The 23,468-nt window shown below is 64.7% G+C and carries 23 protein-coding genes and 2 tRNA genes; 9 read left to right on the top strand and 16 right to left on the bottom strand.

Features of this window, described 5'->3' with window-relative positions; all coding sequences use genetic code 11:
* Window positions 1-9: 9 nt before the first annotated feature.
* Window positions 10-912: a LysR substrate-binding domain-containing protein gene (locus tag BA190_RS11800; protein ID WP_305773775.1), complete on the top strand. Its 903-nt coding sequence runs from the start codon at window positions 10-12 to the stop codon at window positions 910-912.
* Between the two features lie 25 nt (window positions 913-937).
* Here BA190_RS11800 and BA190_RS11795 read toward each other — a convergent pair whose 3' ends face one another.
* The 3 genes from BA190_RS11795 to BA190_RS36445 form a co-directional block, all read right to left on the bottom strand.
* A complete protein-coding gene (locus BA190_RS11795; protein ID WP_068286697.1) occupies window positions 938-1,585 on the bottom strand; it encodes a glutathione S-transferase family protein in 648 nt (215 codons plus the stop codon).
* Window positions 1,586-1,680: 95 nt separating this feature from the next.
* Window positions 1,681-2,976 carry a UDP-N-acetylglucosamine 1-carboxyvinyltransferase gene (gene murA / locus BA190_RS11790; protein WP_068286695.1) on the bottom strand — a complete coding sequence of 432 codons (1,296 nt, stop codon included), beginning with the start codon at window positions 2,974-2,976 and terminating at the stop codon, window positions 1,681-1,683.
* 159 nt (window positions 2,977-3,135) lie between these two features.
* Entirely contained in the window at window positions 3,136-3,297 is a 162-nt protein-coding gene (locus BA190_RS36445; RefSeq protein ID WP_162275089.1) for a hypothetical protein, read from the bottom strand.
* A gap of 100 nt (window positions 3,298-3,397) precedes the next feature.
* On the opposite strand from BA190_RS36445, the gene BA190_RS11785 reads away from it, so the two are divergent.
* Window positions 3,398-3,472, top strand: a tRNA-Thr gene (locus tag BA190_RS11785).
* A gap of 235 nt (window positions 3,473-3,707) precedes the next feature.
* On the opposite strand, the gene BA190_RS11780 is transcribed toward BA190_RS11785, so the two are convergent.
* Together BA190_RS11780 and BA190_RS11775 are read right to left on the bottom strand one after the other, a co-directional pair.
* Window positions 3,708-3,923, bottom strand: coding sequence for a hypothetical protein (locus BA190_RS11780; RefSeq protein ID WP_068286692.1), 216 nt, complete (start codon window positions 3,921-3,923; stop codon window positions 3,708-3,710).
* Between the two features lie 229 nt (window positions 3,924-4,152).
* Entirely contained in the window at window positions 4,153-4,401 is a 249-nt protein-coding gene (locus tag BA190_RS11775) for a hypothetical protein (RefSeq protein WP_068286690.1), read from the bottom strand.
* A gap of 215 nt (window positions 4,402-4,616) precedes the next feature.
* On the opposite strand from BA190_RS11775, the gene BA190_RS11770 reads away from it, so the two are divergent.
* On the top strand, window positions 4,617-6,050 hold the full coding sequence (locus BA190_RS11770) for a C69 family dipeptidase (protein WP_068286687.1): 1,434 nt from the start codon (window positions 4,617-4,619) through the stop codon (window positions 6,048-6,050).
* Here BA190_RS11770 and BA190_RS11765 read toward each other — a convergent pair.
* Entirely contained in the window at window positions 6,007-7,338 is a 1,332-nt protein-coding gene (locus BA190_RS11765; RefSeq protein WP_156771489.1) for a hypothetical protein, read from the bottom strand. The two genes, BA190_RS11770 and BA190_RS11765, sit on opposite strands and share 44 nt — an antisense overlap.
* A 254-nt stretch (window positions 7,339-7,592) precedes the next feature.
* Here BA190_RS11765 and gndA point away from each other — a divergent pair, with 254 nt between their 5' ends.
* Complete coding sequence (gene gndA / locus BA190_RS11760; RefSeq protein ID WP_068286680.1) at window positions 7,593-9,017, top strand: NADP-dependent phosphogluconate dehydrogenase; 1,425 nt, start codon at window positions 7,593-7,595, stop codon at window positions 9,015-9,017.
* Between the two features lie 169 nt (window positions 9,018-9,186).
* Here the strand turns inward: gndA and BA190_RS11755 are convergent, their stop codons facing one another.
* From BA190_RS11755 to BA190_RS11745, 3 genes are all read right to left on the bottom strand, one after another.
* The gene (locus tag BA190_RS11755) at window positions 9,187-9,402 is read right to left on the bottom strand and encodes a hypothetical protein (protein ID WP_156771488.1); all 216 of its coding nucleotides are present in this window, start codon (window positions 9,400-9,402) and stop codon (window positions 9,187-9,189) included.
* Window positions 9,403-9,651: 249 nt separating this feature from the next.
* On the bottom strand, window positions 9,652-9,906 hold the full coding sequence (locus BA190_RS11750; protein WP_068286673.1) for a hypothetical protein: 255 nt from the start codon (window positions 9,904-9,906) through the stop codon (window positions 9,652-9,654).
* 188 nt (window positions 9,907-10,094) lie between these two features.
* Complete coding sequence (locus BA190_RS11745; RefSeq protein WP_068286669.1) at window positions 10,095-10,394, bottom strand: hypothetical protein; 300 nt, start codon at window positions 10,392-10,394, stop codon at window positions 10,095-10,097.
* A gap of 293 nt (window positions 10,395-10,687) precedes the next feature.
* Here BA190_RS11745 and BA190_RS11740 point away from each other — a divergent pair, with 293 nt between their 5' ends.
* From BA190_RS11740 to BA190_RS11725, 4 genes are all read left to right on the top strand, one after another.
* A complete protein-coding gene (locus BA190_RS11740) occupies window positions 10,688-11,800 on the top strand; it encodes a mandelate racemase/muconate lactonizing enzyme family protein (RefSeq protein WP_068286666.1) in 1,113 nt (370 codons plus the stop codon).
* A 16-nt stretch (window positions 11,801-11,816) separates the two neighbouring features.
* Window positions 11,817-12,686 (top strand): sugar ABC transporter substrate-binding protein, encoded by an 870-nt coding sequence (locus tag BA190_RS11735; RefSeq protein ID WP_068286663.1) that lies wholly within the window; start codon window positions 11,817-11,819, stop codon window positions 12,684-12,686.
* A gap of 148 nt (window positions 12,687-12,834) precedes the next feature.
* Entirely contained in the window at window positions 12,835-13,827 is a 993-nt protein-coding gene (locus tag BA190_RS11730; protein ID WP_162275091.1) for a GntR family transcriptional regulator, read from the top strand.
* A gap of 233 nt (window positions 13,828-14,060) precedes the next feature.
* On the top strand, window positions 14,061-14,270 hold the full coding sequence (locus BA190_RS11725) for a cold-shock protein (protein ID WP_068286658.1): 210 nt from the start codon (window positions 14,061-14,063) through the stop codon (window positions 14,268-14,270).
* A 440-nt stretch (window positions 14,271-14,710) separates the two neighbouring features.
* On the opposite strand, the gene BA190_RS11720 is transcribed toward BA190_RS11725, so the two are convergent.
* From BA190_RS11720 to BA190_RS11710, 3 genes are all read right to left on the bottom strand, one after another.
* Window positions 14,711-14,787: transfer RNA gene (locus BA190_RS11720), tRNA-His, on the bottom strand.
* A gap of 132 nt (window positions 14,788-14,919) precedes the next feature.
* Window positions 14,920-15,369, bottom strand: a complete 450-nt coding sequence (locus BA190_RS11715; RefSeq protein WP_068286655.1) for a phasin — start codon at window positions 15,367-15,369, stop codon at window positions 14,920-14,922.
* A 666-nt stretch (window positions 15,370-16,035) separates the two neighbouring features.
* Window positions 16,036-16,416: a phasin gene (locus BA190_RS11710; RefSeq protein WP_068286652.1), complete on the bottom strand. Its 381-nt coding sequence runs from the start codon at window positions 16,414-16,416 to the stop codon at window positions 16,036-16,038.
* A 183-nt stretch (window positions 16,417-16,599) separates the two neighbouring features.
* Between BA190_RS11710 and BA190_RS11705 the strand changes: the two genes are divergently transcribed.
* A complete protein-coding gene (locus tag BA190_RS11705; protein ID WP_068286649.1) occupies window positions 16,600-19,605 on the top strand; it encodes a PAS domain-containing protein in 3,006 nt (1,001 codons plus the stop codon).
* A 59-nt stretch (window positions 19,606-19,664) separates the two neighbouring features.
* On the opposite strand, the gene BA190_RS11700 is transcribed toward BA190_RS11705, so the two are convergent.
* The 4 genes from BA190_RS11700 to BA190_RS11685 are packed head-to-tail and all read right to left on the bottom strand — an operon-like array spanning window position 19,665 to window position 23,436.
* Complete coding sequence (locus tag BA190_RS11700) at window positions 19,665-20,912, bottom strand: Zn-dependent hydrolase (RefSeq protein WP_068286646.1); 1,248 nt, start codon at window positions 20,910-20,912, stop codon at window positions 19,665-19,667.
* Entirely contained in the window at window positions 20,909-21,751 is an 843-nt protein-coding gene (locus tag BA190_RS11695) for a BtpA/SgcQ family protein (protein WP_068286638.1), read from the bottom strand. The genes BA190_RS11700 and BA190_RS11695 overlap by 4 nt, the downstream gene beginning before the upstream one ends.
* Window positions 21,748-22,662 (bottom strand): ribokinase, encoded by a 915-nt coding sequence (locus tag BA190_RS11690; protein WP_068286636.1) that lies wholly within the window; start codon window positions 22,660-22,662, stop codon window positions 21,748-21,750. Before BA190_RS11690 ends, BA190_RS11695 begins: the two co-directional genes overlap by 4 nt.
* A gap of 3 nt (window positions 22,663-22,665) precedes the next feature.
* Window positions 22,666-23,436, bottom strand: a complete 771-nt coding sequence (locus tag BA190_RS11685; protein WP_068286633.1) for a glutamine amidotransferase — start codon at window positions 23,434-23,436, stop codon at window positions 22,666-22,668.
* Between the last annotated feature and the right edge of the window lie 32 nt (window positions 23,437-23,468).

The raw sequence follows: 23,468 nt of genomic DNA, 5'->3' as shown, positions 1-23,468 counted from the left end.
GCAGATGTTATGAAGCCTTCGATCAATCTCAGGCAGGTGGAAGCCTTCAGGGCCGTCATGCAGACCGGCCGGATGACCTTAGCGGCGGAGCTGATGGCGGTGACGCAGCCGGCGGTCAGCCGGCTCGTCGCCGATCTGGAGCGCGCCACCGGCCTCGATCTGTTCGAGCGCAGAGGCAACCAGATCCGGCCGACACGTGCCGCCATCGATCTGATGCGGGAGGTGGAGCGAGCCTTTGTCGGCCTGGATCGGATCGCCGCGCTCGCCGGGGAAATCGGGCGGCAATCGGCCGGCACGTTGCGGATCGCCGCGATGCCGGCCTTGGGCAATGGCCTGCTGCCGCGTTTTCTCGCGCGCTTCCTGCGCGACAAGCCCGGACTGAGTGCCTCCTTGAATACGCTCCCTTCCGCCATGGTGATCGAAGCGGTGGCGGCTGGCCAGGCCGATATCGGCTATGCGGACGAGCCGCTCGAGCGGGGCGGCTTCCTCATAGAGGCTCATCCGGCGGCTGCGATCGTGGCCATCCCGGCGGGCCACCGGCTGGACGCCAAGACGATGATAGAACCCGGCGACCTTGCCGGCGAGCGCGTCATCAACCTGGATCCCGGCACGCTGTTTTCCATGCGGGTGGAACAGGCGCTGGCGGGCGTGCCGCGGCTCGCCGCGCTCGAAGCCCGGCTCTCCTACTCGGCCCTGACCCTGGTGGTCGAAGGGGCCGGCATCGCGCTCGTCGATCCGGCCTCGGCGAGCGAATTCGCTGGGCAGGACATCGTTTTTCGGCCTTTCAGCCTCTACATCGATGCGGGCTTCCAGATGGTCCGCTCGGCGAATCAAGCGCGTCTCGAAGTGGCGGAGCGCTTTGCGGTCGAGTTCAGAGCCTATCTGAACGAGCACCTTGGCAAAACGCGCTAGCCAGGCTCGGGGGGATTACGGCTTTTCAATAAGCGAGGCGGCCTTTGAGATCGTCGAACGGGATCATGACATGGTCCCGATAGGAATCACGCTCGCTGAGCCGCCCGTACCAGGCCTGCACGTTCGGGATGTCCGGTCGCGGAATATCGAGATTGAAATAGCGATAGAGCGTGGTTCCGACGGCGATGTCCGCCAAGCTGAGATCGTCGCCCAGCATATGGCGCCGGCCTTCCAGCCAGCGGTCGAGCAGCAGGAAATGGGCGCTGCAGCGCTCGATGCCGCGACGGATGCGTGGCCAGTCCCTTTGGGCTTCCGGCGTGCGGTAGAAACCCCAGAACACGTCGGAGAGGAAAGCCGGTTGCAGGGCCGTCTGCGACCAGTCCATCCAGCGCTCGAATTGCGAGCGCTCGCCGGCATCGTCGGGCCAGAAATGCGAGGCACCGAAGCGGGCGGCGAGATAGCGCAGGATCGTGTGCGATTCCCACACTGCATTGCCCGCATCCTCGATCAGCGGCACCCGGCCATGCGGATTCAGCGCCAGGAATTCGGGCCGATCCAGGCCTCTGAAACTGCCACCGGCCGAAATGTGCTCATGGGCGATGCCGAGTTCGCCGACCAGCCACATCACCTTCTGGACGTTGAAGGAATTGCGTCGTCCCCAGATCTTCAGCATGCCCGGCTGTCCTTGATGCCAAAGGGGCGCGAACCGGCATGGTCGCGCCCCATCAAAAGATTGCAAGCTTTGGTCCGCCGCGAGGCGGAAAAGTCTCAGCCCTCGCCGGAGATGCGCTCGATCTGGGCGCCGCAGGCGGCGAGCTTGCGTTCCAGGTTCTCGAAACCGCGGTCGAGGTGGTAGATGCGATTGACGACGGTGTCGCCCTGAGCGGCGAGGCCGGCGATCACCAGCGACACCGAGGCGCGCAGATCCGTCGCCATCACGGGGGCACCCTTGAGGGTGGAGACACCCTCGACGATCGCCGTCTGGCCGTCGAGATGGATATGGGCGCCGAGGCGGGCCAGCTCCTGTACATGCATGAAGCGGTTCTCGAAGATCGTCTCGGTGATGCGCGACTTGCCCTTGGCCTTGGTCATCAGGCCCATCAACTGGGCCTGCAGGTCGGTCGGGAAGCCCGGGAAGGGCTCGGTGGTCACGGCCACCGGATCGATGCCGTGGCCGTTGCGGCGCACGCGGATGCCCTCATTGGTGGCGGCGATCTCGGCGCCGGCCTCGCGCAGCACGTCGAGTGCGTTCTCGAACAGCTCGGGCTGGGCGCCTTCCAGCATGACGTCGCCGCCGGCCATCGCCACGCACATGGCATAGGTGCCGGCCTCGATGCGGTCGGAGATCACGCGGTGATGCGCGCCCTGCAGGCGGGAGACGCCGGTGATTTCGATGGTGGAGGTGCCGGCGCCCTTGATCTTGGCGCCCATCTTGATCAGGCAGTCGGCGACATCGACGATCTCGGGCTCACGCGCCGCATTGTGGATGACAGTGGTGCCTTCGGCGAGCGTCGCCGCCATCAGCGCGACATGGGTGCCGCCGACGGTGACCTTCGGGAAATCGATCTCGGCGCCCTTCAGGCCGTTCTTCGCCTCGGCGACGGCATAGCCGTTCTCGATCTCGATCTTGGCGCCGAGCCGCTCCATCGCCATCAAGAGGAAGTCGACCGGGCGCGTGCCGATGGCGCAACCGCCGGGCAGGGAGACGCGGGCATGGCCCATGCGGGCGAGCAGCGGGCCGAGCACCCAGAAGCTGGCGCGCATGCGCGAGACCAGTTCGTAGGGCGCGGTGGTGTCGACGATGGAGCGCGCATCGAGGCGCACGGTCTGGCCGGTCAGCTCCAGTTCGCCCGGGCGCTTGCCGGCAATGGTGACGTCGAGGCCGTGATTGCCGAGGATGCGGGCAAGCAGGGCGACGTCGGCCAGGCGCGGCACATTGGTGAGGGTGAGCACGTCTTCGGAGAGCAGGCTCGCGATCATCAGCGGTAGGGCAGCGTTCTTGGCGCCGGAAATCGGAATGACGCCGTGGAGCGGCGCGCCGCCGGTGATCTTGATTCGATCCATGGTCGATCCTTCGGAATGGCTTCGGCCTCGCCTGTAATCGGCGCAGTGGCGGCCGGGAGGCAAGCAGTCGAGCAGCGTAAGAGATAAGGTTAACCGGTTTGAGTAAACGAAGCGCAAAGGCCGGACAAGGGCGAAGCCGGGGCAGAATCGCGGCGGGGCCTATTCGCTGTCGTCCTGTGGCATTTTCGCATCGGCATCGGCGGTTTCCCGGCCTTCGCCCGATAATGCATCACGCCCGCGCGACTGGCTCTTGCGCCGGCCGAGATTGGCGCGCAGGGCCTTGGCCAGGCGCTCGGCGCGTTTTTCGGTTTCGGTTTTCACGGGTGTTTTCATCAAATGACGACTTTATGCAGCAACCGGCTTGCGCCGGAGCCTCCCTTGTGGCACTAGAGCGCCGCGCCGGGCAAGTCCCTCGGCAGAAGCTGCAGTAGCTCAGTGGTAGAGCACTCCCTTGGTAAGGGAGAGGTCGAGAGTTCAATCCTCTCTTGCAGCACCATCCCAATTTCCGAAATGGTTGGTTGTTCGCGCTGTCGCTTCGGCGGTCTGCGCCGTGCTTTCGGGCTGTCACACCTTGATGAGGTTCGCCGAAATCGGAAAGGCAGCGCTACGCTCCGGGGGCCTTCAGGCAAGGGGACTCGTGGAAAACATCTTCGGCGGGGGAAAGGCGGACAAAATGAAACGGGCCGGATATCCGGCCCGCATAAGCACCCTCGGCGAATGCCGATCCTTCCTCAAATCTCCGGGCGGACCAGCTTCTTGGCCGGCGGGCGCAGGTCGTAGATCGCTTCCAGTTCTGCCAGCATGTCCGGCAGGCTCCTGGCGCCGGCCGCGAGAGAGGGGACTTCTTCAGTCACGTCGCCGTTGCGGACATGCTCCTGCCACTGGGCTTCGCTCATCTGGCCGGAGAGATAGCAGGCGCGAAGAAGATTGGCTTGTTCGGTAGTCATTGCAATCGATTGGTTGAAAAGAAAACGGGTAACGCCATGATAAAGCGAGGCGTCACGCGGCCAAGTCAGCAATTAGGCGTTGGCCTGCGCCGAAAGAATTAGGCTGAAGGGGGTACGACTAGTCCGGGGCCGCGATGAGGCCGCATCAAGGAAAGTCTGTGATTCCAGGTGCGATGGCGGCGAGGCGGAAGGGCTGGCCCGAAGGAGAGGGCAGCCCGATTGTTTCCGTTCAGGCGAGTGCCGCTGGACGTATGGCGATGCCAGGCAGGCGCGTTTCAATCTTTTCCGGCGCCACTGAAGTTGTCGTCGTGGTTGACGTTGCGTTAATCTTCCGCTCGTTCAAGACGAACCAGCGATGTGCAATTAGAATTACGAGAGCTACAATAAGGTCGAGGACGATCATGCTGAGCATGGTCGAATTAAAAAAATAACTGAACCAGTCGCTGGAAATCTGAGCGTTTTGCGAAATATCTGTCATTCCCTGGTTGAACTCCAGTTCACCTGCAGCGCCCCGCCGCCCGGTAGCCTTACGCTAGGGATGATTAGGTTGCACAAACGTTAACGCATGTCTCGTTATTCGACCGTGACGAAGCGCACAGGCTGCGCGGCACGATGCCGCGCCGCTGGCGGCGGGATAGCGGCCTACCTTGTCGATGCCCGCATGGGCCTTGAGTGCCACAACGGAGACGTGCGGTGAGCTACGGACTTTATATCGGGCGGAACCATACGACGGACGGCATCGCCTATCTCGCCGGCTATGGCGACGAGCCTTCGAGCCACTGGCTCGAGCTCTTGCCTCGCTGCCGGCATGAGGCCGATGCGCGCATCCCGGTCGGCGTGACGCCGCAGGCCGATCTGCCCGGACGGATGAGCGCAATTCCGCAGGTTTCCGAAACGGCGCGGCATCTGCGCGTCAGCTACAGCTACTACAAGGGCGTGCCAGCCCCGCTCACCAATGGCGGGCTCAACGAACATGGCGTCGCGGTGCGCGACATCTGGTCATCCTCGCGCGCCGAACTGGTGGCGATGACGCCGCCGGATCAGACCGGCCCCAATTACAGCGACCTTGCCCGTCTCGTGCTGGAGCGGGCGCGCACGGCCCGCGAAGGCGTCGAGATCATCGCCGACCTGATTGCCCGGCATGGCTATGCCGACTACGGCGGCAATTCGCATCTGATTGCCGATGCCGAGGAAGCCTGGGTGGTGATCGAGTTCTCAGGCGGCCGCGGCCTGTGGGTGGCGGAGCGGCTGGGACCGGATGCCATTCGCGCCTCCCGGCCCGGCTATGTCGGGTTGGTACCGATCGAGGATCCGGCACGGACGGATTTCCTCTATCCGGCGCACTTCGTCTCCTTCGCGCAGGAACAGGGCTGGTATCGGCCCGGCACGCCTTTCGATGCCAATGCCGTCTATGGCGACGGCAAGGGCCGCTGGGCCGGCGTGCAATGGATCGAAGCGGAAATGGCGGCGAGGGCGGCTCGGCCGGAGAAGATCGGCCTTGCGGATATCTTCTGGGCCGTGCGCACGGAAAGGCTGACCGGCGACACCGCCGGCTATGGCCAGGTGGTGCCGCTGCTGGGCGCGGTTCCCGACGCCTTGCGGCTCATATGGCATACGCAGGTCGGCGCGGTGGCGGCGCCGTTCGTGCCCGTGTTCCTGGGCATCCAGAGCGTGCCGGAAGAATATCGGCAACACCGCTATCTCAGCGATGGCGAAGCCTCACGCTTTCTCGATAGCCGCCATGCCGAGAACGGGCGTCCACAGACGCTGTCGGCTGTACCGCAGGGTATCGAATCGACCCGCTCGGCAGGCCTGGCCGGCAAGCGCCTGCTCAACCTGCTCTTCCAGCACCACGAAACCTTCCTGCCCGAAGCCCTGGCACTGTGGCAGGCGATCGAGGCGACGCTCATCGGGGAGCAGGCGCGAATCGCGCGTAGCACCGCGGTGCTGCTCGAAGCCGGCGAGCCGGACCTCGCCGCGCATCTGCTTACTTATTTCACCGGCACGGAGTTGCGGCGCGCCCTCGACACCATGGAGCAACTGGCGCAAGCCCTGGAAATCCGGACGCGCTATCTCTTCGGCTTCAGGACCGAGCCCACTCCGCGGGCCCCGGCGCAGATCTGGTGACGGGGCCGTTGCGCCCCAGCATCGCCGCCATGCCCGCAATGCTCAGCACCAGGGCGAAGGGGATGAGGCGGAAGGTGAAGGAGGCATGCTGGATAGTGTGGTTGGCCTTGAGCTCGACCACCAGCATCGGCAGGAGCGTCAGCGCCAGAACGGCGAGCGCGCCGGCCGCCCGGCCGCGCCGCAGCGCCAGCGAGAACAGCACGAGCCATGCCAGGAGGCAGGCCGCGATCGGCCACCAGCCCAGAGGCATGGCCGCGCTTTCCAGGAGCATTTCGTAGAGGGCCCGCAGGGGCCGGTAGACCCCGTCGCCGCCGCCGAACCAGCGGGCGAAATCCTGGCTCGGCACCGAGGTCTGTTCCCCGAAGATCCGGCCGGCGAGGACCACTAGGCCCCATTTCGTCGCCCACATGGCGAAATAGCCGGCGATGACAATGGCCTGCAAGAGGATCGCCTGCATCAGGCTGGCCCCGAGCGGGCGCTGCTCCGCCAGCACGGCGCGCAGCAGGAAGGTCCAGCCGAGCACATAGGCCAGCAGGTCGGGATTGTAGAGAAAATCGAAGAAATTGTAGATCGCGCCCATGGCGAAGGCCCAGGGCGCGAAGCCAAGCAGTTCCATCGGCCCCCGCTTGCGCAAGGCCACCGCCCAGCACAGCAGGAGGACCGAGAGGGAAATCGTATGGGTCGGCGTCAGGCCTGATATCGGCAGGTCCGTCATCACCAGGCCCAGGGCCGTCACGGCGACGAGCGTGGCGATCCGCGCCGGGCTCGCCGTACCCCGGAGGACGGGAGGCAAGAACGGTGCCAGCACCAGAAAGGCGCACAGGAAGAGGAAGGCGCCGCCCCAGAGCTGCAGGATGCGATAGGAGAAGAACGACAGGAACGGTTCGGTAATGAGGCGATAGCCGTGCCAGTAGCGCGAATAGGGATAATGTGGCTGCTCGGTACCGGCGAGTTGGTCACGCAGGCTGTCGCAGATTGATTTCGGCGGCTGCCACAGCAGGGCCGGAGACTGCAGCGTGAAGGTGACGGGATTATCAGCCACCGGCGCGATCGCCGTCGAGAGGCCGATGCATTCGCTGAAATGGCTGAGCCGATGCCGGCCGATGCGCTCGAACGCCTCGTGATCGCCGAAGCTCTGGCTGGCAAAGGCCTGCCTGACGGCATCCTTGATGGCCTCGGGCCGGCGCAGGCCGTCGGCCAGCCCCAGCGAGAGACAGGCCAGCACGGCGATCACGGCAAGGGCCGCTAGCGCCCGTGCGAGGGTTTTGGCGATGGCGATCGGATCCACGCAGAGAACCCCCGAGTTCCGGTAGCAACGTGCCGGAACTGGCGGCAAATGCTGCATCTTGTCAATTCGCTCGAAATGCCTCGCGAACAGGCAGGCGGCCTGCCGGTTTCCCGGCAGGGCCTTATGACGCAATTGCCCAAATATTGGGCGCTTCCTGAGAACGGGAGGCCTGTACATCCGGAGCCAAAGGCGGCATAGCGCAAGGAAAGGATCGATGTGCTCGGGACTCCCGGGCAAACAGGGAGAAGCCGAAAGTGGCACAGGCAGATATCGCAGTCATCGGCATGGCAGTCATGGGGCGCAACCTCGCCATGAACATTGCCGAGAAGGGTTTCAAGGTCGCCGTCTACAACCGCTCCTCGGCCCGTACCGACGAGGCCCTGGTCGAAGCCGGCGATCTCGCCGGCAACATGATCGCCTGCCGCTCGATCGAGGAACTGGTCGCGGCCCTCAAGCCGCCGCGTGCGCTGCTGCTGATGGTGAAGGCGGGCGCCGCCGTCGACGAGACCATCGCCCAGCTCAAGCCGCATCTGGCCAAGGGCGACATCATCATCGATGCCGGCAATGCCAATTACCGCGACAGCGTCGCCCATGACCAGGCTCTGTCGGCGGAAGGCTTCGAGTTCCTCGGCGTCGGCGTCTCCGGCGGCGAAGAAGGCGCCCGCCACGGCCCATCGATCATGGTCGGCGGCAGCCAGAAGGCCTGGGAGCGTGTCCAGCCCGTGCTGACGGCGATCGCCGCGCGCTATCAGGGCGAATCCTGCTGCGCCTATATGGGTCCGGCCGGTGCCGGCCATTTCGTCAAGACGCTGCACAACGGCATCGAATATGCCGACATGCAGATGATCGCCGAAGCCTATGGCCTGATGCGATCAGGCCTCGGCATGACGCCATCGGCCATTGCCGACGTGTTCGAGGGCTGGACCAAGGGCCCGCTCGCCTCCTATCTCACCGAGATCACCGTGCAGGCCCTGCGCACCGCCGATCCGGCCACCGGCAAGCCGCTGGTCGACGTCATTCTGGACAGCGCCGGCCAGAAGGGTACCGGCCGCTGGTCGGCCATCGAGGCGCTCGATCTCGGCGTGCCGGCGAGCGCCATTGCCGCGGCGGTCGAGGCGCGCGGCCTGTCCGGCATGCGCAGCCTGCGCCAGGCCGTGAACGGCGCCCTCGGCGATGCCGAGCGGGCGGCCATCGGCACGGCGACGCCTGAGGTCATTGCCGAGATCGAGAAGACCCTGCTCACCGGCAAGATCCTGGCCTATGCCCAGGGCTTCGATGTCCTGGCTGCCGGTTCCAAGCAGTTCGGCTGGAACCTGCCGCTCGCCGAGATCGCCAAGATCTGGCGCGCCGGCTGCATCATCCGTTCGCGCATGCTCGACAGCATGTCGCGCGCCTACTCGGCGACGCCGGCACCGGAATCGCTGATCCTCGATCCGGATTTTGCGGGCGAGCTCAAGGCGAGCCTGCCGGCTGCCCGCAGGATCCTCGGCCTTGCCGTCGCCAATGGCCATCCGGTTCCCGCGCTGACCTCGGCTCTCAATTATCTGCAGCAGCTGCGCGCCAGCCGGGCTACCGTGGACCTGGTGCAGGCCCAGCGCGACATCTTCGGGGCCCACGGCTTCGAGCGCATCGACCAGCCCGGCGCCCATCACGGCCCCTGGCACACCGGCGCCGAGTAAGCCGGGGCAAAGTGCGATTTCCATACGTCGCACTTTCTCTCGAATGCTTCGTGTTGGTGCGTTTTCTGGTCGAGAAGCCGCTCGGCTCTTCTGGAAGATGTTCATGAAAAAGGGGCATGGTTCGCCATGCCCCCTTGCAATGCCGGTGTCGGATAGCCGGCGCCTTTTTTCAGAAACGATTGGGAACGCAGCGCCGGCCGGACGGGGCGGGATGTGTGCCGCGAGGGCAGGCCGGGCGGCGATAGGCCGGGCCGGGACGCTGGAAGCGGTCCGCGCGGCGGATTTCGCAGCGCCCGAAGCGGTTGCGCTCCATGCCCGGACCGCAGCGGAAGGCAATTTCGTTGACGACCAGCGAGCCCTTCGTCATCGGTGGGGAGGCAGGCATGGCCTGCGCAGCTCCCGATGCTGCCGCAATAAATCCGAGGGCGGCAACAATCTTTACAATTCTTAACATAGTATCCGTCTCCGTTGGTGAATATTAATAGCCGCCCAGCCGATGTAACGTAGGGGAATGTTACGTTATCGGGTATATGGAGGTGGGCGAAAGGTGTCAATGCACACCGATTGATCAGGCGTGAATGTACACACGCGCCGGCGCGCGTGGTAAATTTTTGGTATTCTCGTCGGGGGCTACCTATTTGTTTGGGCTAGCCATTTTCTTGAACACGCTGTCTATGGCGTTCATTAGCAGCATGTCGGGCTGGTGCCGACAGACGCCCTTCACCGCCAGGATGATGCCGTTGCCATCCGTGCGACTGCCGACCCAGTGATTGTCGTTGCGGCTGTTGAGCCCGGTCCACCAGCCGAGAATCCAGCTATTGCCTTCGCCTTCGAGGCGCGTGGTGGAAAGCCAATATTTGCATGGCATCGTGCCGACGCCGAGCGCCATATAGTCATAGGCCCGGGCGGACGATGCGGTGATTAAGCTAGCAGTTGCTGCCAGGCAGAGTACCCCGACGTGGCCCCTGCGGGGACCTCGTCGGGGTACTCCAGAACAGTCTGGCCGCTTGCAGATCCCTTCTGGTCGTGTCCATGGCCCGATCAGGAGGAGCCTGTCTAGAATCAGATGGAGCTTCCTCACCCTTCATTCCCGTCGCTGACATGATCGAATTGCGCCCCTTGCAGCAGGCGATGCCGAGCCAGGCGGACGCCGACGCCTCGGCCATGTTCCGAGATGAACTCCACCCCGCCGGTCTCGAGCGCCCGGCGGATGGCCGCGGCGTTCGCGCTGGTGATCTGCGGAACGTCGTCAAAGGCATCGGCTCGCCGGATCGTCGCCACACCGAGGCTGGAGGCATCCGCCAGCTTCTGGGCAGTCCAGCGCAGCAGGGCACGGCCGGCCCGAATCTGCGCACCGGTAATCGGGGTAGCATGCATCACGTCAGTCCCCTCTCTTATCGGATGATCGGATAGCGCTCACGACTATACGCCGCCGGCTGTTGGGACGGAACCGGCTGCATGGCCCGCGCGCCAACAAATCCGCCGAATCCTGCGGGTCCGCCTTGGTGACATTTCTATAATGCATATTCCATGCACTATGCTTGACTTTGCCCGGACAGGCCGTTCTGATGGCCCGAAGAGAAAGCTAGGCCGTATTCCTGTTCCGGCCGCGTTCCTGCGGCTGGGATCAGGAATATGCGAATGCCTTGGCGGGATACAGGGAGCCCAGCATGGCCAGGATCGAACGCATCGAATTGTCGATGGTGGTGCTCGAACCCAAGGTGAAACGCGTCGATGCCATCCAGTCCTTCGTGGCACAGGAGACGCCGATCGTTCGCATCTTCGACAGCGATGGAGCAATCGGCATCGGCTATAGCTATACGATCGGTACTGGCGGGCATTCGGTCCTGGAACTCCTGGCGCGCACCTTCGCGCCGGCCCTGATCGGTCGCGAGGCCGCCATGGTCGAGCAGATCTGGCGCGACCTGCTCTTCCTCAGCCATGCCACTTCGGTGGGAGCCATCACCTCGCTCGCGCTTGCCGCGGTCGATACGGCGTTGTGGGATCTGCGTTGCCGCAAGGCCGGCCTGCCCCTGCATGTCATGGCTGGTGGCGCCCAGGACAGGGTCCGGCTCTACACCACTGAGGGCGGCTGGCTGCAGCTCGACACGGCGGCGATCGTTGCCGATGCCCTCCAGGCGAAGGCCGATGGTTTCGGCGGCTGCAAGATCAAGGTCGGCAGGCCGGTGCGTGAGGATGTGAGCCGCCTCGTCGCCGTGCGCGAGGCGGTCGGCGAGGGCTTCGAGATCTTTACCGATGCCAACCAGGCCTTCGCGGTGGACGAGGCGATCCGGCGCGCCCATCATTATCGCGAGGCGGATATCGGCTGGTTCGAGGAGCCTCTGCCGGCCGACGACGTCGACGGGCATGTCAGGCTGGCCGCCTCCACCTCGATCCCGATCGCGGTCGGCGAGAGCATCTACAGCCCCTCGCATTTCCGCGACTATCTGCAGCGGCGCGCCTGCTCGGTGGTGCAGGTCGATGTCGCCCGCATCGGCGGCATCACGCCCTGGCTCAAGGTGGCGCATATGGCGGAGAGCTTCAATGTCGCCGTCTGCCCGCATTTTCTGATGGAATTGCATGTCGGCCTGTGCTGCGCCGTGCCGAATGCGCGCTGGGTGGAATATATTCCCCAGCTCGACGGCGTGACGGGCAAGGCGATGCGCATCGAGGGCGGCTATGCCCTGCCATCGCAGGAGCCAAGCCTGGGGATCGACTGGGACGAACAGGCGCTCGCCGGCCTGCAGGCGGAGGGCTCGGCGAGGCGGATCACGGCTCGCTGACGGAGGGAGGATCGTCATGGCAAGGCGGCTGAAGCTGCAATTCATCGCCGTGACCTGTGAAGAGGACTTCTTCCGCCCGGTCCGCAAGGGTATGGCGGATGCAGCCGCGCTGATGGATGTCGAGGCAACGTTCACGGGGACGAAAGGGGTGGACGCCGGGGAGATGGCCGTGCTCGCACGCCAGGCCATGGCTGATGGCATCGACGGGCTGGCACTGGTCGCCTTCGATGGCGCCGCCTTCGCACCTGTGGTGGCCGAGGCCCATGCCAGGGGCGTGCCTGTTGTGGCTTTCAACATCGACCAGGGCAAAGGCCGTGCCGGTACGCTCAGTGGCATCGCGCAGGATTTCGACGGCGCCGGACGGACTCTCGGCCGGCGCGCGGCAGAGGCCATCGCGCCGGGCAGCCGCGTGCTGCTCACCCTCCATGATGCCGGCATCTCGGCGTTGGAGGAGCGCCGCGACGGCATCAAGGCTGCCCTGGAGGGACACGGCATCGCGTGGGTCGAGACGATAACGGGTCATCAGGTCGAAGAGGCCGCCCGGCACATCCTGGCAGTCCTGGCCGGAGAGCCTGGCATTTCGGCGATCCTCGCCACCGGCCAGGCCGACACCGAAGGGGCCGGGCTGGCGGTGGAACGAGCAGGCCGCACGCTCCATGCCGCCGGCTTCGATCTGTCGCCTAGCATATTGCGTCTCGTCGAAGCGGGACATCTTGCCTTCACCATCGACCAGCAACCCTATGCCCAGGGTTTCTATCCGGTGATTCAGCTCGCGCTCAATTTGCGCTATGGCTTGATGCCGGCAAGCCTTGATGCCGGAGCCGCCATCGTCGACCGAGCCAATGCTTCCCGGATTCGGGCTCTGTCGGAAGCAGGTTATCGTTGAGGGGCCGAGGCCAGGGGGCTTCCTTCGATCGCGTCACGAGTGCGATCGAGAGGGCGCTGTAGGAATGTCGAACATGACGGGCTTTTCGGGCAGGTCCATGGTGGACCCTCGTGGGAAAAGCCTGCTTGGAGGCGAGGGGAGGGGCGGCATGAGCACGCCGGCGACAAGACGGCGATTGAACGAGATCGTCGGCGAAACGCTGGCCTCCCATATTCGCTCGGGCGCGCTGCCGGCCGGCTTCGTCATCCGGGAAAAGGCAGTCACCGATCTCTTCGGTGTCGGTCGCATGCCGGCCGTCGTCGCCCTGGCCCGTCTGGAGGCCGAACGCCTGGTCCATCGCAGGCCGGCATTGCGTGGGCTCGTCGTGGGCCTCAGCCGTACGGTACCGGCGAGGCCGGGCGATCTTGCCGGGCATGTCACCCTGCCGGAGGGCCTTGGGCACGAACTCGGGCAGCGCAATTGGCGCAGCCTGATTTATCCTGCGCTGGAGCGCCAGGTGGCCTCGTGCCTGCTGTTCGGGCGCTTCCAGATCCGCACCCCGGCGCTGGCCGAGCATTTCGGCGTCAGCCGGACCATCGCCCATGAGCTCCTGCTGAGGCTCGAGCGCGTCGGCCTGGTGCGCCAGGAGGTCAATGCGCGCTGGTATGCCGGCCCGCTGACCGCCGCCCGAATCGATGAGCTCTACGAAATGCGCATCCTGCTGGAGCCGGCGGCTCTGCGGCAGGCGGTACGGGGGCTCGAACCATCAATCATCGAAGAAAGGCTCGAACGGGTGTCGCAGGCCCATACCGCCGAGGCGCGGTCGGATGCGTCCCTGCTGCACCGGCTCGAAACCGATCTGCATCAGGACGTCGTGTTGCGTTGCGACAATGAGGAACTGCGTGCCACGCTCTATCGCTGCCAATTGCCGCTGATCTCGGTGCATCTGTCCTTCGGCACCTATGGCGAGCGCAGCGACATTCCCCAGATGATCGGCATGCACAAAGCCGTGCTCGAGCACCTAGCCGAGGGGCGGGTGGAGGAGGCGGCACTCGCCCTCGAAAGCCATTTGCGGCACTCGCGGGACGATAATCCGGCGCGGCTCGCCGATCTGCCTGCACTCGCTCCGTCGCAGTTACACCCCTATCTCGACCCGATTTGACCCCAAAACGGCTCAAATCGACGTAAATTCAATGTCAAATATGACGGGCGCGGCTGCGCTTGCATTTCTGCGCCGATGCCAGCATAAAAGCCCATCGATCTCGGCCGGACGTTTTGGCTGTGTGGTCTCATGGCCACGCTTGCTGATGACCTTCCTACCAATTTCGACCCATGGAGCTTCGTGCCGCCGGTCGGTTGCAGGAAGTTCGATCGTGCCCATAGGAAAGGTTCGTCATGAGCACAGGTACTGTTAAGTGGTTCAACTCCCAGAAGGGCTACGGCTTCATTCAGCCGGATGACGGCTCGAAGGACGTTTTCGTTCACATCAGCGCGGTGGAACGCGCCGGCCTGCGCGACCTGCAGGAAGGCCAGAAGATCACCTATGAGCTGACCGAGGACCGTCGTTCCGGCAAGCTGGCAGCTGATCGCCTGCAGGCTTCCTAAGCCCTGCGGCCGCGTCCCGGGACGCGCCTGAATTTGAGTTAGGATGGGTGAAAGCCCATTTGACGCCTCCGGTCGCACCGGGGGCGTTTTTGTTTGAAAGGGGGCGCTGGATCGAATGGCTCGACGGCAACATGCTGCGAGGAGCGTTTTTCGACGAGTGCAAGCGACAAGGACTATGGCAGCGGAAATGGCGCTGCTGGGTCGTCGATGATCCGAGGATGAAGGTCCGTATTTTTACCGAATGGCCAGCGGAGATGTCGAGGAAGGCGGGCCGGCCTTGAGGGCATCGACATGAGTCGCGAGAGCCGCAAGATTGAACCGGCGGCCATATCTTGGCATCGCGCCCGGCGCCGCCGCGAATCGTGCGTTCGTGCCAGGGTGAGCATATTCTGGGAGTGTGGAATGAAGATCAGTACCATCGCAGCATCAAAGGCTGGCGATGGTACAGTTGGGTGGACTCGAACCACCGACCTTCGGAGCCACAATCCGACGCTCTAACCAACTGAGCTACAACTGCATCTGGGCATGCGTTTAGCGGGATCGTTCCGCTATTTCAAGTGTGCAGGCAGGGGATTTTTTCATTCGCCCCCAACCAAAGAAAAAGGCCCGGACCAAGTCCGGGCCTCGAAACGTCAGCGGAGCCGGAAAATCAGGCAACGCTCTTGAAGGTCTTCTCGACCTGAGCCTTGACCGGAGCGATCGTCTCGTTGGCGACCTTCTGGGCGAGCTCGCCATATTCCTTGGCCTGGGCCGAGAAGGTCTCGGCCTGCTTGCGCAGGAAAGCGGTGTTGAGCTCGATCACGTCCGAGAAGGTCTTCACGCCGAACAGGGCGATGGCATGGTCGAACGAAGCGTTGGTGTTGGTGCGGGCGGACTCCAGGACCTTCAGGCCGAGGGTCGAAACGCCCTTGGAAGCGGTGCTGTAGGCGCCTTCGAAAGCACTGGAGGCTTCCTCGGCAGCAACCTTGATCTTGGCATAGGTGTCCTTGGCCTGGGCGGCGCCCTTTTCGGCAAAGTCACGGACGGAAGCAGGGATTTCCAGCTTGGAGAGATTTTCGAAGGCCAGTTCAGTTTCAGTCTTGTTCTTGGCGGCAACCATAGAACGCTCCTTGGGAGTAAGGGTGAAATTGGATCAGTGGACTTAACGAAACGTCTTGAGGAGCCTTCGGCATGACATGCCGCGATGTGGGGCGACCTCACCTGCCACAATCTATATCAAATGCCCTTGTGCGATGCAATAACTCTGTTGCAGTGCACAATCGTCCGATAAAAGCACAAATTTTAAGCGATTCATGCCCAAAATTATGCCTATCGGTGAATTTTTGCGGGTGGTCAAAGTCGCAGGGATTGACGGAATTTTGCTCGATATTGCGTTGCAATAGGTATTTTTGTGACAATTCGCCGCCAAATTGGTGCTCTTCGCGTCCAGAAGCCAAGGCTGGCATTACGTCGGGGAAAGTATTGCTGGCGGTCGCAACGAAGAGATATGCTGTGATTGCAAGACAGGGCTGTCTTTTTGCGGTGACGGCAAGAATAGTTCAGTTGTCTGGAATTATTAACCCGCAGGTCCCAAGCAATATTTTACCTCGCGCCGGGCAAGTTTTCATGCCGAAAGCCCAAAATCGGCGCTTGCGCGAGGTCTTTCCCGCATCTTCCTCGTGAAAAACCGGAACGGATTCCCCGCATTCCGTGGAGTCGAGGCAAGGCTGCAGCTTTGCCGGGCTGCCTCGACGGGGCAATCCCGGCAACGCGATTCGATGAGGCTCTATTTCTTCGGCTTGGTGACGTCGGAGGCCAGCTTGCTCGCCGTGGCACCGATATCCTTGGCTTGCTCGCCGAAAGACTGGAGCTGCGCCTTGATGAAATCGCTCTGCAGTTGCAGCACTTGCTGGGGGTCCTTGGCTTTGACCAGGCTCGAGGCAAAGTCCAGCGCGGCCGCGACGTTCTGCTCGGCATAGGTCAGGGCTTTGCGGCCGATATCCTTGCCGCCGGTTTGGATGGCATCACTGGTGCCTTCGATGGTACCGGCAGCCTTGTAGGCCGCGCCCATGAAACCGTCGAACGCCTTCTTGGCCTGATCGACGCTCTTTTCCGCCAGGTCGCGCATCTCGGACGGAATTTCGAAGTTCGGCGGCTTGGTTGTCATAGGCGTCTCCTCCGTTGCCCCCGTCCCCAGGCCGGTGACGGTGCGGGTGACGATAGCGCAGGCTTGCCGTTTTAACCATGCCCCAGATCAGCGGGGGATGACGGAGCGGCGGTGATTTACCCTTTTGTTTTCCATCTGTATTCATACTTTGTTAGTCATTTCGGCAGGTTCTTGGAAAACGGCATGATCGAGGCGATGTTGCGGACGGCTTTGATGGCCGATCAGCGCCTGCAGGCGCTGATGGATGACCCGCGCCCGGCCTTTGTCTGGCATCTGGACGGGCGTGCGCTCGCCTGGGCCAACCGCGCCGGAGCCCAAAGCCTGGGTCTGGCACCGGCCGATATTCTGCGTCAGCAATCAAGCGCCGCTTTGGTGTCGCTCTCGCCTCAGATCGCGGCCATCGCCCGGAAACTGCCGAGGCCGGGCGCCATGCGGCTCGACCGTCTGCGCCTGCCCGGCATGGGTGCGCTCGACACCCTGTCCTGCGCCTGCCGGTCCTTTGATGGTCCGGAAGGATTTCTCGGGCTGCTGGTGCAATCGCTCGATCTTCCGCGCGGACGGCGCCAGCAGAGCTGGGCCCCGCCCTCGGTGGCGGACACATTGCCGCCCTTGCCGGGTAGCGAACCGGCTCCTGCCCCATCCAGTGAACCGCCTGCCGCCAAGCCCTTCGAGCAGAGCGGTGCCTGGCGCTGGGTCGAGGCCGATGGCGAACGTGCCGAACCGGTGAGGCCCGATGCACCGCTGTCCTCGCCCCCGGAGCCAGCGCGGAGCGAGGCATCCGAGCCGACGCCGGTGGCCCGCACCAAGCCCTTGCGCTTCGTCTTCCAGACCGATGCCGAGGGACGTTTCGTTTCCGTTTCGACCGAATTGGCGCAGGCCCTGGGCCGGAAGGCCGCAGACTGGACTGGCCGGCGCTTTGCCGACATCGCTGCGGCGCATGGCCTGCGTGACACCACGGCCATCGCCACGGCCTTTGCCGGCCAGCGCACCTGGACGGGCCTGTCCTTCCTGTGGCCCGATTCGGCCGCGCGCCTGGAAACGCCGATCACTTTGAGCGCATCGCCGCAATTCCAGGGCGAGGGGCAGTTTGCCGGCTTCCGCGGCTTCGGCATGGCGGGCCTGCAGCGGCCGCTATCGACCCCGATCGAGGCCGTAGCACCGCCGCCGAAAGCTACAATCGTCTGGCAGGACGCCGATCCGGTGGAGGAAGAGGAACCGAAATTTCGCATACCCGCGGGGAACGTCGACAGCAATGTCGTGCGCTTGCCGAGCAAGCCTTCCCAAGAAAGGCAGGCCTCCGAGCGGCTGGCGCCTGAAAGATCCGCATCCGAGCGGTCGGCCCTCGAACGGCACAGCCTGACGCCAACAGAACGTATCGCTTTCCACGAGATCGCCAAGGCCCTCGGAGCCCGTATCGAGGGCGAGCGCCGCTCGGAGCCGGCCAGGCAGGAACCGCCCCCTGTGGCGGCGCCGGATGATGGCGATCGGGAGAAGCCTGCAACTGCGTCGGAACCGGAAACGCGCGCCGAAAAGCCTGCTACGGCGATTCCTCCTGTACAGGCGGGGCCCAAGCCCGCCGAACCCACCGTCGCGCCGGCCTTGAGTGCCGACGAGATCCGCTGGCTGGAGGATGCCGCTTCGGAGCCCGAGGCAGCATCGGGCGAAACGGGGCCTGCAAGCGAGCCGGAACCGGCCGCGCGGTCGATCAAGCTCGGCCGTCTCGACAAGGTGCCGGTCGCCCTGATCGACCGGCTGCCGATCGGCATCTTCATCGCGCGCGGCGAGGAACTGCAATTTGCCAATCGGACCATGCTCGAACTGCTCGGCTATCCCGATGTGGAGGCGATCCGCCAGGCTGGCGGCCTCGACCATGTCTTTGCGGGCAGTGACCCCGTCCCCCCGGGCGAGGAGGCCAATCCCGGCGTACTCCTGAAAACCGCTTCGGGCGAGACGATTGCCGTCGACGGCCGCGTGCAGACCACCCATTGGGATGGCGAAAGCGCTCTGCTCATTTCCGTGCGCCGTCCCCTCGGCGAGGTCGGCGCCGACAAGCTGCATGCCGCGGAGCGCCGGGCCGACGAGCTCCAGGCGGTGCTCGATACCGCCACGGATGGGGTGGTGATTCTCGACGGGCAGGGGCGCATCGTCAGCGTCAACCGCAGTGCCGAGGCGCTGTTCGGCTATGAGCAGCGCGAGATCGTCGGCAAGGACCTCCTGCTGCTGTTCGCGCCGGAGAGCCATCGGGCCGCCTTCGATTATCTCGACAGCCTGCGCTCCAACGGCGTGGCCAGCCTGCTCAACGATGGTCGCGAGGTGATCGGGCGCGTGCGCCAGGGCGGTTCGGTGCCGTTGTTCATGACCATCGGGCGTCTCGGCGGCGAAAGGAACGGCGAGGAGGCCAAGCGTTTCTGCGCCGTGCTGCGCGACGTCACCAGCTTCAAGAAGGCCGAAAGCGAGCTGACGGCGGCCAAGCGCCAGGCAGAGGAGGCTTCCTCGCAGAAGTCGGACTTCCTCGCCAAGATCTCGCACGAGGTCCGTACGCCGCTCAATGCCATCATCGGTTTTGCCGAGGTGATGATGGAGGAGCGCTTCGGCCCGATGGGCAATGAGCGCTATCGCTCCTATGCCCGCGACATCCACACCTCCGGCGAGCATGTCATCAGCCTGGTCAATGACCTGCTCGATCTGTCCAAGATCGAGGCCGGCAAGCTCGACCTCAGCTTCTCCAGCGTCAATCTCAACGAGGTCGTGCAGCAATCCGTCAGCCTGATGCAGCCCCAGGCCAGCCGCGATCGCATCATCATCCGCATGGCGTTGGCTGGCAACCTGCCCAATGTGGTGGCCGATGGCCGCAGCATGCGCCAGATCGTGCTGAACCTGTTGTCGAACTCGATCAAATTCACCCAGGCCGGCGGCCAGGCGATCATCTCCACCACCCTGTCGGAGCGTGGCGAGGCCGTCTTGCGGGTGCGCGATACTGGCGTCGGCATGACCGAGCGCGAACTCGCCATCGCCATGGAGCCCTTCCGCCAGGTCGCCTCGACCACCCTGGGCGGCACCGGCCTCGGCCTGCCGCTGACCAAGGCGCTGGTGGAAGCCAACCGGGCCGCCTTCACCATCCAGTCCACCAAGAATTCGGGAACGCTGGTCGAGGTTACCTTCCCGTCGACGCGGGTACTGGCGGAGTAGGGCGGGCGCGCGATCCGCGCACGCGCTCGCTCCCGACCAACATTCGGTGTGGACGCCGTTCAGCCCGCCACGTTTACGGCCGTGATCGTCGCTTGGAGCAGCAGGCGGGCGCCGTCCCTTATGCTGGCGGGCTCGACATGTTCGGCCTCGTTATGGCTGATGCCGTCCCGGCAGGGCACGAAGATCATCGCCGTCGGAGCCACCTTGGAGACGAACAGGGCGTCGTGGAAGGCGCCCGAGACCATCCTCTTGCCGGGCAGGGACAGGCGGCGTGCGGCGGCCTCGATGATGTCGATCATCTCGGGCGCGAAGATGCCGGGCGGCATGTCGAAGGCAGTGGTGATCTCGACCGAGCAGCCCTGCTTCCCGCCCTCGGCACGGCAGATCGCCTGGACCTCGTCGACGATGGCATCGAGCCGGGCAGCCGAGGGATGGCGAATGTCGAGGCTGAAGGTCACGGCCTTGGGGATGGCATTGACCGAACCGGGGATGGTGGCGATCCGCCCCACCGTCAGCCTTGCGTCGGCGTCGGAGGGCATCACGCTGGTTTGGAGTTGATGCATCATGCCGACGGCCGCCACCATCGGATCGCGGCGATAGGGCAGGGGCGTGGTGCCGGCATGGCCAGCCTCGCCGGTGACGGTGACCTTGAGCCAGCGCGTGCCCTGGACCCCCGTCACCACGCCGATGGCAAGGCCCTCTTTTTCGAGGGATGGTCCCTGCTCGATATGGAGTTCGATATAGCCGGAGACGGGTGTGCCGAGCGGGCGCATCACCGCTTGGGGCAGGGCTGCGAGCGTTGCCGCCAACTCGTCCGCGAACGAGGCGCCGTCGCTGCCGGCCAGGGATCGCCATTGCGCCGGATCCTCCACGCCCGCAAAGGCCATCGATCCCATCACGCCGGGCGCGAAGCGGCTGCCTTCCTCATTGGTCCAGGCCACCACCTCGATGGGTCCCGGCGTCTGCACGCCCGCATCTTCCAGCGCCTCGAGCACCTCGAAGGCCGAGAGCGTGCCGAGGGCCCCATCGAAGCGCCCGCCGGTCGGCTGGCTGTCGAGATGGCTGCCGATCAGCAAAGGCGGCAGGCTGTCGTCACGGCCGTTGCGGCGGACGAAGAGATTGGCCATGGCGTCCTGGAAGACTTGGAAACCGCGGGCGAGCGCCAGTTCGGCCAGCAGGCTCCGCGCTTCCCGGTCTTCAGGACTGAGGGCCTGGCGGTTGACGCCGCCCGCCGGCGTGGCGCCGATATGGGCGAAGGCCTGGAGACGTTGCTGCAACCGCTCGGCATTGATTGCCGGAGATGTCATCGGGCTAGCCCGGCGATGAAGGCGGTCACGCGGGCCGGATCGACCGGGTTCCACCACACGCCGTCATGCTTGAGGGCGCTGGCGATGATCACGCCGTCGACGATACTGAGAATGTCGTTGGCATTGTCCGGGGTGACGCCGCTGCCCACCAGGGTCGGCAGGCCGGCGGCCTCCTTGATCATCTGGATATAGCCGAGATCCGCGGCATGGCCGGTGCGCTGGCCGGTGGCGATGATGGCATCGGCATCGAAGAAGACGAGATCCTTGACCAGTTCCTCCACCGGCCGGTCGGCGACGATGGCGTGGGCACCGTGCTTGACATGGGCGTCGGCGAAGATGCGGATGCCATGGGCGCGCAATTTGGCCCGGAACCGCATGGCGCGGGCGGCCTCGCCCTCGATGAAGCCTTCATTGGCGACATAGGCATTGGCCCATTGGTTGACCCGGATGAAGCCGGCGCCGGCGGCGCTGGCGATGGAAAGGGCGGGGATGGCGGCGTTGGCCAGCACGTTGATGCCGATGGGACGGCCGAGTTCACGCCGGATGCGGTCGGAGATCACCGACATGTAGGCCGAGGTTTCCGGGCCGATATCGTCAGGCTTGGCGAAGGGAACGTCGCCATGGTTCTCGACGATCACGCCGTCGCAGCCGCCATGCAGATAGGCCTTCGCATCATCGAGGCCGCGCTGGTAGATGGCCTCGATGGCCTCGCCCTGATAGCGCGGCGAACCGGGAAGGGGGGCAAGATGCACCACGCCGATGACGACCTTGGATCTGCCATAGAGGCTCGTCAGCGCGTCGCCGGCGGCCTGGCCGATGGGTTTGGAGGAGGATGTCATGGCTTTTCCGTTTCCAATGTCCTGATGAGGTCGCGGATCTCCGCCGTGCTGGGGCAGGAATCCGAGGTGCCGTTGCGGCCGACAGCGACGGCAGCGGCGGCGATGGCGAGACTGGCGGCCTCTGTCGGCGTCATGCCGAGGTCGATGCCGCCGGCGAAGATGCCGCAGAAGACATCGCCCGCGCCGCTGGTATCGACGGCGGTGACTGCCGGAGCCGGCAGGCGGCGAATGCTTCCCGTCCTGCCCTCGGCAATGAGGCAGCCCCGGCGGCCGAGGGTGACGAGAACGATGCCGGCTCCCTGGCGGAGAAGTTCAGCGGCGGCCTGCTCGGGATCGTCGAAGCGGGTCAGCGCCTGGGCTTCCCCCTCATTGACGATGACGATATCGGCCTGCGGCAGTGCGGGGCCCGCTGCGGCGGGCAGCGGGCTGGGGTTGAGAATGGTGCGGACGCCGCGATGCCGGGCCAGATCCAGGCAGGCCGCGGTGGCCCGGGGCGACAAATTGCCCTGCATCACCATGATGTCGCCTGCAGCGATCCTGCCGGCAATATCCGTTTCCGCGAGCGGATCGAAGGCTTCCGCGCACAGGCTGCCGGTGACGATGATGTTCTCGCCGCCGGCGTCGACCAGTACCGCTGAGCGATCCGTCGGCAGGGGCTTGGCCGTGAGGCGGCAGGCAAGACTTTCCGCCGCGAGGCGGTCGGCGATCCAGCCTCCCGCAGCGTCGCCGCCCACAGCCGCCCACAGCGTCACGTCCGCGCCCGTGCGGGAGGCGGCAATGGCCTGGTTGGCGCCCTTGCCGCCGATGCCGTCGGCGTGACCGGAGGCATTGAGCGTCTCGCCGGGAACCGGGAAACGCTCCAGCCGGAAGGTCGTGTCGACACAGACATTGCCGACGACATGCACCGCCATGGTTCAGCCCTTTGTGGTCGCCCAGACCAGCATCTGCTCGAACAGCTTCTTATAGCCGTCCCAGGCGATGAAGCCCGGCGGCAGCCAATGCGGGCCGACATCGGAGGTCCAGGCCACGGTGCGGCCCTTGCCATGAGTGCCGGTCACCAGCAGTGGCTGGGAACCGTAGTCGGACGAGACGATGGCGAGCACCTCGGCATCCGGCTTGAGCGTCACCTCGTTATAGCCGAGCAGGATGGGCCATTGCGTGCCCAGGCCCTGCAGGATCGGGTGATCGGCCGGGCCGGTGACGACGGGAGCAAAGCCCTCCGGCACTTCCACGCGGTCGTCGAAGGCGAGGCATTCGACCGGCAGCACGTCCTCGACCGGCGTCTTGCGGTAGCGGGCGCCGCCATTGATGCCCTGGAAGCTGAAATAGCCGCCGAACATCAACAAGCCGCCGCCGTTCCGCACATAGTCGCGCAGGAGGCGCAGGCGGTTCGGCGTGGGCTTGGAGTGGATCCAGGTATCGGGATGCAGCAGCAGCGTGTTGGCGCCGATATCGGACAGGACCACGGCGTCATAGGCCGAAAGCGCCTCGATATCCTGCGGAAAATGGCGCTGCGCCTCATGCGCGGGCATGAAGGTGATGTCGAAGGCGCTGTCCTTCAGGGCGGCGAGAAGCTCGTCGGCGCCGGTGTGATAAGTCGCGGTCGGGAACTGGTCGAAGCCCTTGATATGGGTCGAGGTCGAGACCCAGGATTCGCCGGCGAGCAGGATCTTCTTCTTGGACATGGTCACTCCTTGGAAAAGTGGGAGGCGTGGGC

Origin of the sequence: Labrys sp. WJW, from assembly GCF_001676615.1 — a bacterium.
In the GTDB taxonomy this organism is placed as follows: domain Bacteria; phylum Pseudomonadota; class Alphaproteobacteria; order Rhizobiales; family Labraceae; genus Labrys; species Labrys sedimenti.
This window is presented reverse-complemented; position numbering and strand designations above follow the sequence as displayed.